The organism is Burkholderia sp. RF2-non_BP3, assembly GCF_001522185.1.
Taxonomy (GTDB): Bacteria; Pseudomonadota; Gammaproteobacteria; order Burkholderiales; family Burkholderiaceae; genus Burkholderia; species Burkholderia diffusa.
Map to the genome: position 1 here is coordinate 379,001 of NZ_LOSU01000028.1, position 17,255 is coordinate 396,255.

General features: G+C 68.3%; 14 protein-coding genes. 8 read left to right on the forward strand and 6 right to left on the reverse strand.

The window, feature by feature from the left end:
- The first annotated feature begins 113 nt into the window (after window positions 1-113).
- Window positions 114-2,366 (forward strand): putative bifunctional diguanylate cyclase/phosphodiesterase, encoded by a 2,253-nt coding sequence (locus tag WS45_RS12210; protein ID WP_059689830.1) that lies wholly within the window; start codon window positions 114-116, stop codon window positions 2,364-2,366.
- A 4-nt stretch (window positions 2,367-2,370) separates the two neighbouring features.
- Here the strand turns inward: WS45_RS12210 and WS45_RS12215 are convergent, their stop codons facing one another.
- The 3 genes from WS45_RS12215 to WS45_RS12225 all read right to left on the reverse strand — a co-directional run bounded on the left by WS45_RS12215 (window position 2,371) and on the right by WS45_RS12225 (window position 5,165).
- The gene (locus WS45_RS12215) at window positions 2,371-3,480 is read right to left on the reverse strand and encodes a diguanylate cyclase domain-containing protein (protein ID WP_059700024.1); all 1,110 of its coding nucleotides are present in this window, start codon (window positions 3,478-3,480) and stop codon (window positions 2,371-2,373) included.
- A 55-nt stretch (window positions 3,481-3,535) separates the two neighbouring features.
- Window positions 3,536-4,540 carry a chemotaxis response regulator protein-glutamate methylesterase gene (locus tag WS45_RS12220; RefSeq protein ID WP_059689834.1) on the reverse strand — a complete coding sequence of 335 codons (1,005 nt, stop codon included), beginning with the start codon at window positions 4,538-4,540 and terminating at the stop codon, window positions 3,536-3,538.
- A 400-nt stretch (window positions 4,541-4,940) separates the two neighbouring features.
- On the reverse strand, window positions 4,941-5,165 hold the full coding sequence (locus tag WS45_RS12225) for a hypothetical protein (RefSeq protein ID WP_039357299.1): 225 nt from the start codon (window positions 5,163-5,165) through the stop codon (window positions 4,941-4,943).
- A 344-nt stretch (window positions 5,166-5,509) separates the two neighbouring features.
- Between WS45_RS12225 and WS45_RS12230 the strand changes: the two genes are divergently transcribed.
- From WS45_RS12230 to WS45_RS12245, 4 genes are all read left to right on the forward strand, one after another.
- Window positions 5,510-6,199 (forward strand): DUF969 domain-containing protein, encoded by a 690-nt coding sequence (locus WS45_RS12230; protein WP_059689837.1) that lies wholly within the window; start codon window positions 5,510-5,512, stop codon window positions 6,197-6,199.
- Entirely contained in the window at window positions 6,196-7,146 is a 951-nt protein-coding gene (locus WS45_RS12235) for a DUF979 domain-containing protein (protein ID WP_059689839.1), read from the forward strand. Before WS45_RS12230 ends, WS45_RS12235 begins: the two co-directional genes overlap by 4 nt.
- A gap of 10 nt (window positions 7,147-7,156) precedes the next feature.
- The gene (locus tag WS45_RS12240; protein WP_059700026.1) at window positions 7,157-8,179 is read left to right on the forward strand and encodes a DUF2891 domain-containing protein; all 1,023 of its coding nucleotides are present in this window, start codon (window positions 7,157-7,159) and stop codon (window positions 8,177-8,179) included.
- Between the two features lie 257 nt (window positions 8,180-8,436).
- Window positions 8,437-9,501, forward strand: coding sequence for an asparaginase (locus tag WS45_RS12245; RefSeq protein ID WP_059700029.1), 1,065 nt, complete (start codon window positions 8,437-8,439; stop codon window positions 9,499-9,501).
- Between the two features lie 9 nt (window positions 9,502-9,510).
- Here WS45_RS12245 and WS45_RS12250 read toward each other — a convergent pair whose 3' ends face one another.
- Window positions 9,511-10,485 (reverse strand): LysR family transcriptional regulator, encoded by a 975-nt coding sequence (locus tag WS45_RS12250; protein ID WP_059689844.1) that lies wholly within the window; start codon window positions 10,483-10,485, stop codon window positions 9,511-9,513.
- A 154-nt stretch (window positions 10,486-10,639) separates the two neighbouring features.
- Between WS45_RS12250 and aspA the strand changes: the two genes are divergently transcribed.
- Both aspA and WS45_RS12260 read left to right on the forward strand, forming a co-directional pair.
- The gene (aspA, locus tag WS45_RS12255) at window positions 10,640-12,046 is read left to right on the forward strand and encodes an aspartate ammonia-lyase (RefSeq protein ID WP_059700031.1); all 1,407 of its coding nucleotides are present in this window, start codon (window positions 10,640-10,642) and stop codon (window positions 12,044-12,046) included.
- A 105-nt stretch (window positions 12,047-12,151) separates the two neighbouring features.
- On the forward strand, window positions 12,152-13,651 hold the full coding sequence (locus tag WS45_RS12260) for an amino acid permease (RefSeq protein ID WP_059524912.1): 1,500 nt from the start codon (window positions 12,152-12,154) through the stop codon (window positions 13,649-13,651).
- A 33-nt stretch (window positions 13,652-13,684) separates the two neighbouring features.
- On the opposite strand, the gene WS45_RS12265 is transcribed toward WS45_RS12260, so the two are convergent.
- Together WS45_RS12265 and WS45_RS33405 are read right to left on the reverse strand one after the other, a co-directional pair.
- Window positions 13,685-14,374 carry an alpha/beta hydrolase gene (locus WS45_RS12265; protein ID WP_059700033.1) on the reverse strand — a complete coding sequence of 230 codons (690 nt, stop codon included), beginning with the start codon at window positions 14,372-14,374 and terminating at the stop codon, window positions 13,685-13,687.
- Window positions 14,371-14,766: a hypothetical protein gene (locus WS45_RS33405; protein WP_179950364.1), complete on the reverse strand. Its 396-nt coding sequence runs from the start codon at window positions 14,764-14,766 to the stop codon at window positions 14,371-14,373. Before WS45_RS33405 ends, WS45_RS12265 begins: the two co-directional genes overlap by 4 nt.
- 96 nt (window positions 14,767-14,862) lie before the next feature.
- On the opposite strand from WS45_RS33405, the gene WS45_RS12270 reads away from it, so the two are divergent.
- Window positions 14,863-17,253, forward strand: a complete 2,391-nt coding sequence (locus WS45_RS12270) for an ATP-binding protein (protein ID WP_059700036.1) — start codon at window positions 14,863-14,865, stop codon at window positions 17,251-17,253.
- Window positions 17,254-17,255: the final 2 nt, after the last annotated feature.

The window sequence follows — 17,255 nt, forward strand, 5'->3', positions numbered from 1 at the left end:
GCACCCGAATGGGGACGCACCGGGGGCACGACGTCATCCCGGTGCGGAAAACGGCACGAAGCATCGCTAACGAATCGGGCGCATCAGACCCGGTCGAACTGACGGCAGGATTCATGTCGAATACCGAACCGCAAAGTTCTCGCTACAGCCTCGGCCTCGCAGCCGAAGTGCTCGCATCCGAGCAGAGCGTGCTGAGGCTGATCACGCGCAACACACCGCTGCCGGAACTGCTCGTCGAGGTTTGCCGGCGCGCCGAGGCGCTGCTCGGCGACGGCGCCTCGTGCACGATCCTGCTGCTCGACGCGGACGGCGTGCACGTGCGCGTCGGCGCCGCGCCGTCGCTTCCCGCGCAGTACAGCGCGGCGATCGACGGGGCGTCGATCGGGCCCGCCGCGGGTTCGTGCGGCACGGCGATGTACGAGCGCCGGATGGTCGCCGTCGACGACATCGAAACCGATCCGCTGTGGGCCGACTTTCGTTCGTTCGCGTTGCCGTTCGGCCTGCGCGCGTGCTGGTCGGTGCCGTTTCTGGACGAAGCCGGCAACGTGCTCGGCGCGTTCGCCGTCTATCACCGGACGCCGCGCCGGCCCACCGATGCGGAAACCGACCTGTTGCGCGACATCGGCAACAGCGTCGGCCTCGCGGTGCACCAGGACTGGATCGCGCGGCAGCTCGTGCGCAGCGAGGAACATCACCGCCTGGTCGTCAACAGCCTGAACGAAGGGATTCTCGTCGTGTCGCCCGACGGCGTGGTGGTCGCGAGCAATCCGAGCGCGAACCGGATGATGCGCGCGAAGGGCGACCTCGTCGGCCGCCGGCTGTCGACGGTGATCCTGTACAAGCTGTACGAGGACGGCACGCCGATCGCGCCCGACGACTGGCCGAGCCGGCGCGCGCTGACCACGGCCACGCCGCAGCTCGACTACTCGGTCGGCTTCGGGCTCGCCGACGGCGACGTCATCTGGGTGCGCGGCAACGCGGTGCCGATCGTGAAGCCGGGCGAGACGCAACCCGAATCGGTGCTGGTGTCGTTTCACGACATCGGCCCCGTGCGTGAAGCACAGCAGCAGCTGCGCTACCTGGCGACGCGCGACGCGCTGACGGGCCTCTACAACCGGCGCTGGCTCTCCGACCGGATGCGCGAGCTGTTCGGCGCGCGCGATGCGGCGGCCGGGCCCGCGCGTGTCGCGGTCTTGTTCATCGATCTCGTCGGCTTCAAGAAGGTCAACGACACGGCCGGGCACGACGCCGGCGACGCGCTGCTGCGCAGCGTCGCGGCGCGCCTCGCGGCGTGCGCGGGCGGGCGCCACGCGCTCACGCGCGTCGGCGGCGACGAGTTCGTGATCCTCGTCGACGACTGCGACGATCCCGACGCGCTCGCCGTGCTCGCGCGCGAGGTGATCGACACGATCGCGAAGCCGTTCGCGATCGCGAACAACGAGTACTGGCTCGGCGTGTCGATCGGGATCAGCGTCGCGCCGCGCGACGGCGACGATGCGGTCACGCTGATGCGCAACGCCGACTCCGCGATGTACGACGCGAAGCAGCGCGGCCGCAACCACTTCACGTTCTTCACCGCGCAGTTGAACCTGCGCCTGCAACGCCGCTTCGCGATCGAGCAGTCGCTGCGGCGCGCGATCGCCTCGGATGCGCTGCGGCTCGCCTATCAGCCGGTCGTCGACGCGCGCAGCGGCCGCACGGTCGGCGCCGAAGCGCTGCTGCGCTGGACGAGCCCCGAGCTCGGGCCGATGTCGCCGGCGGAATTCATCCCGGTCGCGGAAGATACCGGGCTCATCGTCGCGATCGGCCAGTGGGTGCTCGAAACGGCCTGCCGGCAAGCCGCCGAATGGCGCCGCACGATCGCCCCCGACCTGATGCTGGCGGTCAACCTGTCGCCGCGGCAGTTCCACGAGGGGCTCGTCGAGTCGGTCGACCGCTGCCTCGAACAGACGCGGCTCGATCCGGGCGCGCTCGAACTGGAAATTACCGAAGGACTGCTGATGAACGACACGGACACCGTGCTGCCGATGCTCGAGGCGCTCACGGACATGAACGTGCGGATCTCGGTCGACGACTTCGGCACCGGTTATTCGTCGCTCGCGTACCTGAAGCGTTTTCCGCTGCACAACCTGAAGGTCGACCGTTCGTTCGTGTCGGGCGTGCCCGATCATCGCGACTCGGTCGCGATCACGCAGGCCGTCGTCGCGATGGCGCATTCGCTCGGGATGAAGGTCACCGCGGAAGGCGTCGAGACCGAGGCGCAGTCGTGGTTCCTGCAGCAGATCGGCTGCGACATGCAGCAGGGTTACCTGTTCGGCCGGCCGCTCGATCCGGCCGACTACGCGCGCCGGCTCGTCGCCGTCTAGGCGTTCACGCGAGACCGCCGCCGTCCGGCGACGCAGGCGGGGCCGCGGGCGCCGGCGGTGCGGGCGGCGCATCGATCTCGACGCGATTCTTGCCGTCGTGCTTCGCGCGGTACAGCGCGCGATCGGCCGCCTCGATCAGCGACGTCGTCGGCAGGCCGGCGGCCGGCACGATGCTCGCGCCGCCGATGCTGATCGTCACGTAGCGCCCCGTCGACGAGTGCGCGTGCTCGAGCCGCAACGACTCGACCGCGAGGCGGATCTTCTCGCCGAGCAGCCGCGCGGCGCCCGGCGACGTGGCCGGCATCACGACCGCGAACTCCTCGCCGCCGAAACGCGCGGCGAGATCGCCGGATTGCCCGAGACAGCGTTCGATGGTGGCCGCGACCTGCTTGAGCACGCCGTCGCCCGACACGTGACCGTACGTGTCGTTGTACAGCTTGAAGTTGTCGACGTCGATCATCAGCAGCGACAGCTCGCTGCGCTCGCGCGTGCCGCGCCGCCATTCGGCGGCCAGATATTCGTCGAGATAGCGGCGGTTCGACAGCCCGGTCAGGCCGTCCGAATGCGTGAGGCGCCGCAGTTCGAGATTGGCCTCCAGCAGTTGCTGCTGCGATTGCCGCAGCGCGCGATAGGCCTCGTCCCGCTGCAGCAGGTTCATGTACGAGCGCGAGTGATAGCGGATCCGCGCGATCAGCTCGATGCGGTCCGGCAATTTCACGAGGTAGTCGTTCGCGCCGGCCGCGAACGCGGCGCTCTTGATCACCGGCTCTTCCTGCGTCGACAGCACGATGATCGGCACGTCGCGCGTCGCCGCATTCGCACGGTACGCCTTCACGAGGCTCAGCCCGTCGGTGCCGGGCATCACGAGATCCTGCAGGATCACGGTCGGCCGCGTCTCGATCGCGGTCGCCAGCGCGTCGTCCGAGCGCGGGCAGTAGTGGAAGTCGATGCCGTCCTCGTCGACGAGCGCGCGTCGGATGGCTTCCGCGACGATCGTCTGGTCGTCGACCAGCAGGACCATCGCGGGCGCGTCGGCGTGCGGCGTGGACGCCGCGTGCGCGGCGTCGAACGCCGCATGCAGCCCGCCGGGCGGGCGGGTGAGGTCGCTAGTCATGATTGATGCTGGGTTGCGCCATGGTAGCGATGGGTGTGACAGGGTTTCATCGGGATCAAATTCGCGCGAGCGCCACCAGCTCGCCCGCGATGCGCTCGAGCGGCAGGATCGCGCGCGCGGCGCCGAGCGTCGCGGCCGCCTTCGGCATGCCGTAGACGGCGCTGGTCGCCTCGTCCTGCGCGATCGTATGACAGCCCTTCATGCGCAGTGCCTTCAGGCCGATCGCGCCGTCGCGTCCCATGCCGGTCAGCAGCACGCCGATCACGCGTCCCGGCCAGTGCTCGGTCAGGCTGTTGAAGAATACGTCGACCGACGGCCGGTACGGCGTGGCGGCCGGTTCGCGCGTGTATTCGAGCGTGCCGGTGCGCGTGACGCGCAGGTGATCGTCGGTCGCCGCGAGCAGCGCGACGCCGGGCTGAGGGCGGTCGCCTTCGTTCGCGACGCGCACGGTCAGCGGCGTCTGGCCGTCGAGCCATTGCGCCATGCCTTCGGCGAACGCGCGATCGACGTGCTGGACGATCACGATCGGCGCGCTGAAGTCGGCCGGCAGGCTGCCGAGGATCGACGCGAGCGCGCCGGGGCCGCCGGCGGACGCGCCGATCGCGATCAGCGGGCCGCCGCTCGCGCGCGAGGCCGTGCCGGCCGCGCGGACGCCGCCGGGCGCGTCGAGCAGCCGGCCGATCTGGTCGATCTTCGCGAGCAGCAGCCGCGCGGTGTCGCCGCCCGCGCCTTCGCCGAGGCGTGGCGTGTCGACCGCGTCGAGCGCGCCGGCGCCCATCGCTTCGAACACGCGCCACGCGTTCGCGCCGATGCAGCTCGTCACGATCAGGATCGCGCACGGGCGGCTGGAACGCATGATCCGCCGCGTCGCCTCGATGCCGTCGAACTTCGGCATGACCAGGTCCATCAGCACGACGTCGGGCGGTTGCGCGGCGCACATTTCGACGGCTTGCGCGCCGTCGGTCGCGACCCACAGCACGCGATGCTCGGGCCGGTGCGCGAGCGCGCGGCGCATCGCCTCGACGGCTAGCGGGAGGTCGTTGACGATGCCGATGTTCACAAGCGGGATACTCCGGTCGGTTCGTAGTGTTGGATATGGGCCGGGTTCATGAAAGGTGAAAGGCAGTGCCGGGCCGGCGCCGCCGAACGGCATCGGCGGGCGGATGGCACGAAATTCTTTTCGACTGGCGACGCCCCGAATGCTGTCATGCGGCGCGAGCGGCGGCAATCGAAAAAATTGCGCATTGCGTCGATTCCGACCCTTTCCTCTATGGGTAGACGGCATTTTTTGCCGCCCCGGAAGACGGACAGCGATGTGCAGGATCATGCGGCAGCGCGGCAATCCGTCGTCGACGCGTTCGTGACGGCGCGAAGCGCGGCGCCCGGCACGGGCGCACGCGCAGGCACCGGCGAGCCGGCCGCGCGGGCCGGCACACCGCGCGCGGTGCGCGTCCAGTCGTTCAATGGCTGCGGGCGTACCCCTGGATCAGCGCGCGCATCATCCCTTCGACCGTTGCGTCGAGCAGATCGGCTTCCTGCTCCGATTCCTCGACGAGCGCGGCATAGGCGGTCGCGAGCGTCACGCGGTCGACTTCGTGGCGTTGTTCCATCAGCGTCACCATCCCGTCCTTCGCCAGATGAGCGGAGAACGCGCGGCTGCCGATGGTCTGGAATACGTCGATCATGGCGGCTCTCCCGAACGTTGCGATGCCTTCCAGTGTAGTCGGCGCACCGGCGCTCCGCCATGCGCGGCGGGGGCGCGGGCGGTCCACGGCACGCCGGCCGGAATCGTGCGTTGCCGCGCGCGCGTTGCCGCCGCCAGCCGCCCGCCGGCCGCGAATCGTTCCGCCGAAACACGGCGGACACACGGCCGGCGCAACGTGGCATCGGTTTCAACGTTTACCCGAAGCTTCAAATTGTCGACTTTTTATCGATAAAGTCTCGTGTTAGATTTTGCCGCCTGAACCCGGTCGAAACCGGGCGGGCGGCGCGCCTTCACGGCGCCGCGAATCCATCGCAAGGAGGGGCAATGCTGGTGCTGATTGGGGTGCCGATCGTCGTGATCGGTTTCGCGCTGCGCTTCAACGCGCTGCTGGTGGTGACGATCGCGGGCCTCGCGACGGGGCTGGCGGGCGGGATGAATCTCGTCGACATCGTCAGCGCATTCGGCAAGGCGTTCACCGACAACCGCTACATGGGGTTGATCTGGCTGACGCTGCCGGTGATCGCGCTGCTCGAACGCAACGGGCTCAAGGAACAGGCGAAGCGGATGATCTCGCGCGTGCACGCGGCGACCACCGGCCGCGTGCTGATGCTGTATTTCGTGCTGCGCCAGGTGACGGCCGCGCTCGGCCTCACGTCGCTCGGCGGCCACGCGCAGATGGTGCGGCCGCTGATCGCGCCGATGGCCGAGGCCGCGGCCGTCAGCCGGCTCGGCGACCTGCCTGAATCCGTGCGCCAGCAGATCCGCGCGCATGCGTCGGCCGCCGACAATGTCGCCGTGTTCTTCGGCGAGGACATCTTCATCGCGATCCAGTCGATCCTGCTGATCAAGGGCTTTCTCGAACAGAACGGGATCGTGGTCGAGCCGCTGCACCTGTCGGTCTGGGCGATCCCGACGGCGATCGCCGCGCTGCTGATCCACTGCACGCGGCTCGCGCTGCTCGATCACCGGCTGTCGCGCAGCTTCGGCGCATTCGGGCGGGAGGGCGCGCGATGATCGGCCTCGAACCGCTGTACACGCTCGCCGGCCTGATGTTCGGCGCGTTCGCGTGCTTCAACCTGACGGACCGCACGAACCCGCGCCGCGTCGTCAACTTCGCGTTCTGGGCGATCTACGCGCTCACGTTCCTGTTCGGCGCGCGGCTGCCGCACTTCGTGACGGGCTGCCTCGCGATCGCGCTCGCGCTGATCGCGGGCTCGGGCAAGCTCGGACGCGGCAAGTCGGACGAATCCAGCGAAGCGGCGGGCGCGCGGCGCGACGCGAAGGCGCTGCGCTTCGGCAACCGGCTGTTCCTGCCGGCGTTGCTGATTCCCGTCGTCACGCTGATCGGCACGTTCGCGCTGAAACGGGTGCCGTTCGTCGATCCGAAGAGCGTGACGCTGATCTCGCTCGTGCTCGGCACGCTCGTCGCGTTCGCCGTCGCGCTCGCGATGCTGCGCGATTCGCCCGTTCACGCGCTGAAGGAGGCGCGTCACACGATGGACGCGGTCGGCTGGGCCGCGATCCTGCCGCAGATGCTCGCGGCGCTCGGCGCGCTGTTCGCGGTCGCGGGCGTCGGCGGCGTGGTGTCGGGGCTCGTGAGGGAGTGGGTGCCGATCGATTCGCCGTTCGCGGTCGTCGCCGCCTATACGGTCGGCATGGCGCTGTTCACGATGATCATGGGCAACGGGTTCGCCGCGTTCCCCGTGATGACGGCCGGCATCGGCCTGCCGCTGATCGTCCATCAATTTCACGGCAACCCGGCGATCCTCGGCGCGATCGGGATGCTGAGCGGCTTCTGCGGTACGCTGATGACGCCGATGGCCGCGAACTTCAACATCGTGCCGGCCGCGCTGCTCGAACTGAAGGACAAGAACGGCGTGATCAAGGCGCAGTGGCCGACCGCCGTGCTGCTGCTGGCCGTCAACACGCTGCTGATGTACGCGTTCGTATTCCGCTTCTGACGAGGTGCCCATGACCGACCGGCTGACCCCCGAACTCGCATCGAAATTCGCGTCGCTCGCGCTCGCGCACCTGACCCGCGAATATCCGAACAAGCTCACGCATTCGCTTGAAGGCCCGCACGACGTGCAGGGGCCGCGCGCGCTGCATCCGATCTTCTACGGCAGCTACGACTGGCATTCGTGCGTGCACGGCTACTGGCTCGTGCTGAGCGTGCTCGAACGCTATCCGGCGCTGCCGGAGGCCGAGCGGATCATCGCCGTCGTCGATGCGCACTTCACCGACGCGAACGTCGCCGGCGAACGCGCGTATCTGGCGCTGCCGCACAACAGCGGCTTCGAGCGGCCTTACGGATGGGCGTGGCTGCTGGCGCTGTCCGCGCAGCTGGAGCGGCTCGCGCTGAAGGGCGTGGTGCCGCAGGCCGCGCGCTGGGCGAAGACGCTCGCGCCGCTCGCCGACCTGTTCGTCGCGCGTTTCGAGACCTTCCTGCCGAAAGCCACCTATCCGCTGCGGGTCGGCACGCACTTCAACACCGCGTTCGCGCTGGCGCTCGCGCTCGACTTCGCGCGCGCGACGCAGCGCGACGGGCTCGCGGCGCTGATCGTCGATACGGCGAAACGCTGGCATCTGAACGATGTCGCGTGCCAGGCGTGGGAGCCGTCGGGCGACGAGTTCCTGTCGCCCGCGCTGATGGAGGCGGAGCTGATGCGCCGCGTGCTGCCGGCCGCCGAATTCGACGGCTGGTTCGCGCGTTTCCTGCCCGATCTCGCGCGCGGCGAGCCGGCGACGCTGTTCGAGCCGGCGACGGTCAGCGACCGCAGCGACGGCAAGATCGCGCATCTGGACGGATTGAATCTGAGCCGCGCGTGGTGCCAGCGCTCGCTCGCCGGCGCGCTGCCGGAAGGCGATGCGCGGCGCGCGAAGCTGCGCGATGCGGCCGACCGGCACCTCGCGAGCGCGCTCGCGCACGTGGCCGGCGACTATATGGGCGAGCACTGGCTCGCGACGTTCGCGCTGCTGGCGCTGGACGCGTAGTCGCGGCGTCGGTTGCCCGCGAAGCCGAGTTCGATGTTGCGCTAGCGCTCGGGCGCGCGGTTCTGGTTTGTCGCCGTGATGGGAGCGGCGCCGCCGCCGAGGCCCGCGTTCGAGCCCGGCGTGCGTGACGGCTTTGCGTCCGGCGCAATACCGCTTTCCACGGGGCGCCCGGCTCGACCCGGCGGCAGAGTCGATACACTGCCGTACCGGTTGCACGGGCCCCGGCATATCAGGCCCCGACGAAGGAGACAGCACAGATGGACACCCAACGCGCAGCGGTCGTGACGTACCGCGGCAATGCGATCGAGAACACGCACGTCGCCGATGTGGCGGTGGTGGATGCCGGCGGCAAGCTGCTGTTCCGGCTCGGCGATCCGTTCCGGATGACCCTCGCGCGCTCGGCGGCGAAGCCGGCCCAGGCGCTGTCCGTGATCGAGACGGGCGCGCCGGAGCGTTTCGGTTTCGACGAAGCGGACATCGCGCTGATGTGCGCATCGCACAGCAGCGAGGAGCGGCACATCGCGCGCACGCGGGCGATGCTGGCGAAGGTCGACGCGCAGGAGTCGGATTTGCGGTGCGGCGGCCATGCGCCGCTGTCGGACGCGGTGTACCGGTCGTGGATCAAGCGCGACTACACGCCGACCGGCGTGTGCAGCAACTGTTCGGGCAAGCACGTCGGGATGCTGGCCGGCGCGCGGGCGATCGGCGCCGCGATCGCCGACTACCATCTGCCGGCGCATCCGATGCAGATGCGCGTGAAGCACGTGGTCGCCGATGCGTGCGGCCTGCCCGACGACGCGGTCGACTGGGCGATCGACGGCTGCAACCTGCCGACGCCGGCGTTCCCGCTCGACCGCCTCGCGCGTCTTTATGCATCGCTGGCGGACGGTGCGGATACGGTTGAAGTCGGCAGCGCGGCGACGACCGATCGCGTGCGCGCGCTGGCGCGCATTCATCATGCGATGACGGCCCATCCCGAGCTGGTCGCCGGAGAAGGGCGCTACTGCACGGTGCTGATGGAGGCCTTCGACGGGCAGGTCGTCGGCAAGCTCGGCGCGGACGCGTGCTACGGGATCGGCGTACGCGCATCGGCGCGCACGCGGGAACTCGGCGCCGACGGCGCGCTCGGCCTCTCGGTGAAGATCGAGGACGGCAACATCGACGTGCTGTACATGATGGTCAGCGAACTGCTCGAACGGCTGCGGATCGGCACGGACGCGCAGCGCGCGCGGCTCGCCGCGTTCCACCGGCCGCGGATGCTGAACACGCAGGGCGTCGAGATCGGGCACGCGACGTTCCCGTTCGAATTGCAGCCGGCCTGACGGCCGCCGCTACGCGCCCGCGTCGCGAATCTTCGTCAGCTCGACTTCCGACAGCTCGCCGATGTGCGCGAGATGCTCCGCGAGGAAGTCCTTCAGCACACGCAACTTTGCCGAGCTGCGCCGGTTCGCCAGATACGCGATGTAGATGTAGTCGCCCGTGAGCTTGTTCTGCAGCCGGTAGCGCGGCAGCACGGCTTCGAGCCGGCCGCTCGCGAGCAGGTCGCGCACCAGCCAGATCTCGAATTCGGCGATGCCGAGGCCCGCGCAGGTCGCGTCCAGCAGCAGTTCCGAATGGTCGGTGACGAGGTTGCCGGCCGGCAGCACGCTGTGCCGTGCATCGCCGCGCACGAGCTCCCAGCGCGGATCGCCCTCGGGATGCACGTAGCGCAGGCAGTTGTGATGCCGCAGGTCGTCCGGCGTCGCGGGGCGCCCGCAGCGGTCGAGGTAGCCGGGCGTCGCGCACAGGATGCTGTCGTTGCGCGACAGCCGGTGCACGACCAGGTTGTCCAGGTAGTTCTCGCCTTCGTGAATGTCGAGGTCGAAGCCGCCGGCGACGAGGTCGTTGTGGTTGTCGGTGAGCCGCACGTCGAGCTGGATCGTCGGATAGCGCGCGAGAAACGGCGCGATCAGCGGCGCGAGATGGCGGCGGCCGAACGCGACCGGCGCGGTGAGCTTCAGCGGGCCGCTCGGCTGCGAATTGAGCTCGGCGACGACGCGCAGCGTGTCGTCGAGATCGGCGATCAGCGTGACCGCGCGTTCCAGGTAGATGTGGCCGGCCTCGGTCAGCGTCACGCTGTGCGTCGAGCGATGCAACAGCGCGACGCCGAGGGCGTCCTCGATCGCCGTGATCTTGCGCGCGACCGTCGACGTCGACACGCGCATCTCCTTCGCGACCGCGGAAAAACTTCCCATTTCGACGACCCGCACGAACGCGCGCATCGCGCCGAGGTGATCGATGCCGGTGTCTCTCGCCGTTGTTTTCATTCGTCTCTCGCTGTTGCATCCCACGCAAAACCGCTTTCGATAATACAGAAGCGAGGTTCTTTATGCAAAGGCATAGAATGCGATCCCGTCGTACGGGGAAGCGGTGAACGCAGCCGGTTTCCCACGTCGGCAGAGACAATTCAGGAGGGGCACCATGACGGAAAGCGGCTTCCGCGTCGAGGCGGATCTTTTAGGGAAACGAAGCATTCCGGATTCGGCGTACTACGGCGTCCATACGCTACGCGCGAAGGAGAACTTCGACATTTCGGGGCGCACGATCGCGTCGCTGCCGTACCTCGTCATGGCGCTCGCGGCGGTGAAGGAAGCCGCTGCCGATGCGAACTGCGAGCTCGGGCTGCTGCCGGACGCGTATCGCGACGCGATCGCCGCCGCCTGTGTCGAGATCCGCGAGGGCCGGCTGCACGATCAGTTCGTGGTCGACATCATCCAGGGCGGAGCCGGCACGTCGACCAACATGAACGCCAACGAGGTGATTTGCAACCGCGCGCTCGAAATCATGGGGCATGCACGCGGGCAGTACGAATACCTCCATCCCAACGAGCACGTCAATCTCGCGCAGAGCACGAACGACGTCTATCCGACCGCGATCCGGATCGCGACCTGCTTCGCGGTCGAGCATCTGCTCGACGCGATGGCGCGCCTGCGCGATGCGTTCGCGGAGAAGGCCGACGCGTTCTCGGATCTGTTGAAGCTCGGCCGCACGCAGCTGCAGGACGCCGTGCCGATGACGCTCGGCCAGGAATTCTCGACCTACGCGGTGATGGTGACGGAAGACATCGCGCGCCTGCAGGAAGCCGGCTTGCTGATGCGCGAGATCAATCTCGGCGCGACCGCGATCGGCACCGGCATCACCGCGCATCCGCAGTACGCGCAGAAGGCGCTGGCCGCGCTGCGGCGCATCACCGGCCTGGACCTGAGCACCGCGCCGAACCTGATCGAAGCGACGCAGGACTGCGGCGCGTTCGTGCAGGTTTCCGGCGTGCTGAAGCGGATCGCGGTGAAGCTGTCGAAGATCTGCAACGACCTGCGGCTGCTGTCGAGCGGCCCGCGCGCCGGTTTCGGCGAGATCAACCTGCCGCCGGTGCAGGCCGGCTCGTCGATCATGCCGGGCAAGGTGAACCCGGTGATTCCGGAAGTCGTGAACCAGGTCGCATTCGAAGTATTCGGCAACGACCTCACGGTGACGTTCGCCGCCGAGGCTGGCCAGCTTCAGCTCAACGCGTTCGAGCCGGTGATCGCGAGCGCGCTGTTCCGCAGCTTCGGCCACCTGACGGCGGCCTGCACGACGCTCGCGGACCGCTGCGTGAGCGGAATCACCGCGAACCCCGAGCGCTTGCGCGAAACGATGGAGCGGTCGGTCGCGCTCGCGACCGCGCTGAACCCGTACATCGGCTACAAGCGCGCGACGGCCGTGGCCACCGAGGCCCACGCGAGCGGCAAGTCGATCCGCGAAGTCGTGCTCGATCGCCAGTTGATGACCGCCGCGCAACTGGACGAAGCGCTGCAGCCCGAAGCGCTGATCCGCCCGCGCGCGTACTGATTCTGGCCGCGCGGCGCCGGGGCGCATGCCGCCGGACGCCCGTGCGCGGCCGTTCCCGCAGCGCCCCGTCGACGGGCGCGACACATCAAGAAACGGAGACACACCATGAAGCACGCCAGCGAGCGCGCGGCCGACACGGCCGGCGGCGCGGATCCCCGTCATGCCGACCGAGACGCGATGTTCGCGTCGCACGAATCCGGCTATGAGAAACAGTTGAAGCCGCGCCACGTGCAGATGATCGCGATGGGCGGAGCGATCGGCACCGGCCTCTTTCTCGGCGCGGGCGGCCGCCTGCAGAGCGCGGGCCCCGCGCTGGCGGTCGTGTATCTCGTGTGCGGCGTATTCGCATTCCTGATCATGCGCGCGCTCGGCGAGCTCGTGATGCATCGGCCGACCAGCGGCTCGTTCGTGTCGTACGCACGGGAGTTCATGGGCGAGCGCGCGTCGTTCGTCGCGGGCTGGATGTACTACCTGAACTGGGCCACCACCGGCATCGTCGACATCACCGCGGTCGCAATCTACATGAAGTACTGGGCGGTGTTCACGGACGTGCCGCAGTGGGTGTTCGCGCTCGGCGCGCTGGGGATCGTGTCGGTGATGAACATGATCGGCGTGAAGGTGTTCGGCGAGATGGAGTTCTGGTTCTCGATCGTCAAGGTCGGGACGCTCGCGCTGTTCCTCGCCGTCGGCGCCGTGTTTCTGGCGAGCGGTCATCCGGTCGCCGGGCAGATGCCGGGGCTGCACCTGATCGCGGATCACGGCGGAATCTTCCCGCACGGGATCCTGCCGGCGGTGCTGATCGTGCAGGGCGTCGTGTTCGCGTATGCGAGCATCGAGCTCGTCGGCGTCGCGGCGGGCGAGACCGCCGATGCGCGCAAGGTGCTGCCGAAGGCGATCAACAGCGTGATGTGGCGCATCGCGCTCTTCTACGTCGGCTCGGTCGTGCTGTTGACGATGCTGCTGCCGTGGACCGCGTACAGCGCGCACGAAAGCCCGTTCGTCACGTTCTTCGGCAAGCTCGGCGTGCCGTACGTCGGCACGGTGATGAACGTCGTGGTGCTGACCGCCGCGCTGTCGAGCCTGAATTCCGGCCTCTATTCGACCGGGCGCGTGCTGCGTTCGCTGGCGATGGGCGGCTCGGCGCCGCGCTTCGTGTCGCGGATGAACGCGCGCGGCGTGCCGTACGGCGGGATCCTCGTCACGGTCGCGGTCAATGCGATCGGCGTGCCGCTGAACTACATCGTCCCGGCGCAGGCGTTCGAGATCGTGCTGAACATGGCGTCGCTCGGGATCATCACGACCTGGGGCTTCATTGTGATGTGCCAGATCCTGTTCCGCCGCGCGGTCAATCGCGGCGAGTTGAGCCCCGTGTCGTTCCGGATGCCCGGCGCGCCGTTCACGTCGTGGCTCACGCTCGGGTTCCTGGTCAGCGTGCTGGTGATGATGGCGTTCGATTACCCGGGCGGCACGTGGACCGTCGGGATGATCCCGGTCGTCGTGCTCGCGCTCGTGGTGGGCTGGAAGCTCGCGAAGCGCGGTGCCGCGCGAGAGGCGTCCGCCGCGGCCGCCGCGCCGATCGGCGCCGATCCGGCGAGCAACGTCTGACGATACGCACGGGCGGGGCGACCGCCCGTGCGCTCAGTTCGATCCGGTGCGCGCACCGACCCAGCGGCCGAAGTCGCCGGCCATCTCCGCCGTGAGTTCGTGGCCGGCGTCGTAGAGGCGCGTGTCGTGCGCGACGCCGAGCGCCGTCAGCTTCGCGTCGGCGGTTTCGGCCCACGCGACCGGCAGCTTGTCGTCGAAGCGGCCGTGCATCACCAGCGCGTGCAGCGCGCTCAATGCGTCGCGCGGCGCGATCAGCGAATCGATCTCCGGCAGGATGCGCCCGCACAGCACCGCGAACGCGGCGACATCGGCCGGTGACGTGAGCGCGACGCTCGCGCTCATGATGCCGCCCTGGCTGAAGCCGGCGATCACGGTGGGCAGGGCGGCGTGTTCGTCGTCGGTGCCCCGGGCGCGCAATGCGCGCAGCAGCGCGATCAGCTGCACACGGCTCGCCTCCGCGCGGGCCGCATCGATTTCCGGGCCGTTCGGGCCGAAGCGCACCGGAAACCACGCGTGCTGGCCGGGGCCGAACGTCAGCGGGCCGCGCACGAACGCGATTTCGATGCGTGGGTCGATCATGCCGGCCAGATTCAGCAGATTGGTTTCGTTGCCGCCGACGCCGTGCAGCAGCAACAGGCGGCCCGCGGCGCGGCCCGCGGCCGGGCGCAGCCGGTAGTGGAGGCCGGATTCGGAGTCGGTGGTCAGCGGCAGGACGTCGGTCATTGCAAGGGTCCGGTGGGGAAGTGATCCGACAGTCTAGAACGCGCGGAAGAGAAGGTGAATCGCCGGGCGGCGATTGATTGTTTCCTGATCGGAATGAATCGACGGTCATTCGCCATGTCGGCCGGCGCGGCGAATCCGGCCGCGCGGCGGAAGGTGCATGCCCGATTCGATTCGCGGATAATGCGCAAACGTTTTACCGGTATTCGGCCCGATTGAATTATCGGATCGCAAATAAAAGAATGAATATCCGGATTCGATTTATCGAGGCCGCCGGGAACGCCCGCCGGACCACTCGGGCCAGAGGTTAACGGCCGATTCGAGAAAAACTTTAGGATTTTCTCGCCGCAATTGATCATTGCGATTTTCTCAACGACCGATTGATTTTCAGTCATCGGACAGTCATACACCATCCCCGATAATTCGGCGCTCACATTCTTTCAATAGACAAAAGGGCGATCGAAGCCGGATCGCTGCGGGGAGCTGTACTCATGACCATCCGTCATCGCATTACGCTGCTAGTCGTCCTGACGTTTTTCGCGCTGTCCGCGATTGGCGTGTACGCCGTGTACCAGACGCGCAAGAGCGCGTCCGAGGTGCGTCAGGTTACCCAGGGAATCGTGCCGAGCGCGCTCGCATCGGCGGATCTCGTCGCCGACGTGAAGAACATCCAGATCGCGACGATGACGCTGGTCTACGCGCCCGACGCGAACACCGCCGCGCAGGCGCGCGACGAGCTGAAGGCGAAGCAGGGCGCGCTGCGCGCGGCGCTCGACGCCCAGGCGAAATCGGCGGTCGGCCGTGCGCAGGAAGGCCTCGTCGAGCAGGCGAAGGACAGCGCCGCGAACTACTTCGCCGCGATCGACGACACCGTGAAGATGAAGACCGACGGCAAGCCCGAGATGGCGCAGGCGTACCTGTTCGCGAACGTCGCGCAGTATCGCGACGAACTCGAGGGCATCGTCGACACGCTGCGCGTCGAGAAGAACCGCCAGAAGGACGATGCGATCCGCGCGCTGAACGGCATGCTCGCGACGACGGCCACCGCGATCGCGGGCGTGGCGGGCACGGTGGTCGTGCTGCTGACCGCGCTCGGCTTCGTGCTGTATCGCCAGATCACGCGTCCGCTGATCGGGATGCAGACGGCGATGAGCGAGATCGCCGCGAGCCAGGACTTCACGCGCCGCGTGCCGGTGGGCCGGATGGACGAGATCGGTCATTCGATCGTCGCGTTCAACGGGATGATCGAGAAGATCCAGGAGAACGCCGCGCAACTGAAGCAGAAGACGGCCGACATCCAGGCGATGCTGCAGAACATGCAGCAAGGGATCCTGACGGTCGTCGACGGCGGTGTCGTGCATGCGGAGTATTCGGCTTACCTCGAGACCATCTTCGAGACCGGCGACATCGCCGGACGCGACCTGATGGCGCTCGTGTTCGACGATTCGAGCATCGGCTCCGACGCGCGCTCGCAGGTCGACGCGGCCGTGCATGCGTGCCTCGGTGAGGACAGCATGAACTTCGCGTTCAACGAACACCTGCTCGTCAACGAAGTCGCCAAGCGGATGCCGGACGGCCGCGAGAAATGGCTCGACCTGAGCTGGTCGGCGATCACCGACGAGACCGACACGGTCGTGCGCCTGATGCTGTGCGTGCGCGACGTGACCGAGATTCGCGAGCTGACCGCGCAGGCCGGCGAGCAGCAGCGCCGCCTCGAGATGATCGGCGAGATCCTGTCGATCAGCCAGGACAAGTTCCACGACTTCGTGCACAGCGCGAAGGGCTTCCTCAGCGAGAACGAGCGGATGATCCGCCAGCACGAACGCGCCGATCATTCGATCGTCGCAGCGCTGTTCCGCAACATGCACACGATCAAGGGCAACGCGCGCACGTACAGCCTGCAGCATCTGACCAACATCGTGCACGAAGCGGAGCAGGCGTACGAATCGCTGCGCCGCGCGGACGGCGGCCCCGAGTGGAATCGCGATGCGCTGATGGACGACCTGGCCCGCGTGCGCGAAGCAGTCGACCACTACGCGACGATCAACGCGGTCACGCTCGGCCGGCATGGCGAGGCGGCGCAGCACGGCGGCGCCGACTACCTGATGGTCGAGCGCGCGCATATCAGCGAGAGCCTGCGCATGCTCGACGGCGCCGATCCGGCGAACGCAAGCGACTGGCGCGCGGCGCGCGATTCGGTGCGCCGCCTGCTGAGCCAGTTCGGCACGCAGGGCATCGGCGATGCGCTGGGCGGCGTGATCGAATCGCTGCCGTCGCTCGCGGCCGAACTCGGCAAGCCGGCGCCCGTCGTGCATATCGACAGCAACGGCCATCGCGTGCGCAGCGAGATCGGCGCGACGCTGAAGAACGTGTTCATGCACCTGTTGCGCAACGCGATCGACCACGGGATCGAAACGTCGGAAGAGCGTCGCGCGGCCGGCAAGGCGCCGGCCGGCAAGATCGACATCGCGGTCGACGTGGAGGACGACGCGTTGCGCTTCGTGCTCGGCGACGACGGCCGCGGCCTCGCGCTCGACCGGATTCGCGGGATCGCGCGCGAGCGCGGCTGGATCGATGCCGGCAACGAAGCCGCGCTGACCGACGAAGCGGTGGCCGAACTGATCTTTCGCCCGGGCTTCTCGACCGCGCGCGCGGTGACCGAAGTATCGGGGCGCGGCGTCGGGATGGACGCGGTGCGCAACTTCCTGAAGCGCGACGGCGGCGACATCGCGCTGCGCTTCACCGACGATCGCGTCGGCGCGTCGTATCGCGCGTTCGAGACGATCGTGTCGCTGCCGGCGCGATTCGCGGCGGACGGCGCGGCCCGCGACGCCGGGCAGCCGACCGGCGCCGGCATCGCGAACGCCGACGTGACGGAGTGATC

What these genes read in the sequence shown, in the direction of transcription:
- WS45_RS12215 (WP_059700024.1), bottom strand. Translation starts at nt 3,480, where the DNA reads ATGACTAGCGACCTCACCCGCCCGCCCGGCGGGCTGCATGCGGCGTTC.
- WS45_RS12230 (WP_059689837.1), top strand. Translation starts at nt 5,510, where the DNA reads ATGCTGGTGCTGATTGGGGTGCCGATCGTCGTGATCGGTTTCGCGCTG.
- WS45_RS12225 (WP_039357299.1), bottom strand. Translation starts at nt 5,165, where the DNA reads ATGATCGACGTATTCCAGACCATCGGCAGCCGCGCGTTCTCCGCTCAT.
- WS45_RS12235 (WP_059689839.1), top strand. Translation starts at nt 6,196, where the DNA reads ATGATCGGCCTCGAACCGCTGTACACGCTCGCCGGCCTGATGTTCGGC.
- WS45_RS12240 (WP_059700026.1), top strand. Translation starts at nt 7,157, where the DNA reads ATGACCGACCGGCTGACCCCCGAACTCGCATCGAAATTCGCGTCGCTC.
- WS45_RS12245 (WP_059700029.1), top strand. Translation starts at nt 8,437, where the DNA reads ATGGACACCCAACGCGCAGCGGTCGTGACGTACCGCGGCAATGCGATC.
- WS45_RS12270 (WP_059700036.1), top strand. Translation starts at nt 14,863, where the DNA reads ATGACCATCCGTCATCGCATTACGCTGCTAGTCGTCCTGACGTTTTTC.
- WS45_RS12260 (WP_059524912.1), top strand. Translation starts at nt 12,152, where the DNA reads ATGAAGCACGCCAGCGAGCGCGCGGCCGACACGGCCGGCGGCGCGGAT.
- WS45_RS12210 (WP_059689830.1), top strand. Translation starts at nt 114, where the DNA reads ATGTCGAATACCGAACCGCAAAGTTCTCGCTACAGCCTCGGCCTCGCA.
- WS45_RS12265 (WP_059700033.1), bottom strand. Translation starts at nt 14,374, where the DNA reads ATGACCGACGTCCTGCCGCTGACCACCGACTCCGAATCCGGCCTCCAC.
- WS45_RS12250 (WP_059689844.1), bottom strand. Translation starts at nt 10,485, where the DNA reads ATGAAAACAACGGCGAGAGACACCGGCATCGATCACCTCGGCGCGATG.
- aspA (WP_059700031.1), top strand. Translation starts at nt 10,640, where the DNA reads ATGACGGAAAGCGGCTTCCGCGTCGAGGCGGATCTTTTAGGGAAACGA.
- WS45_RS33405 (WP_179950364.1), bottom strand. Translation starts at nt 14,766, where the DNA reads ATGACTGAAAATCAATCGGTCGTTGAGAAAATCGCAATGATCAATTGC.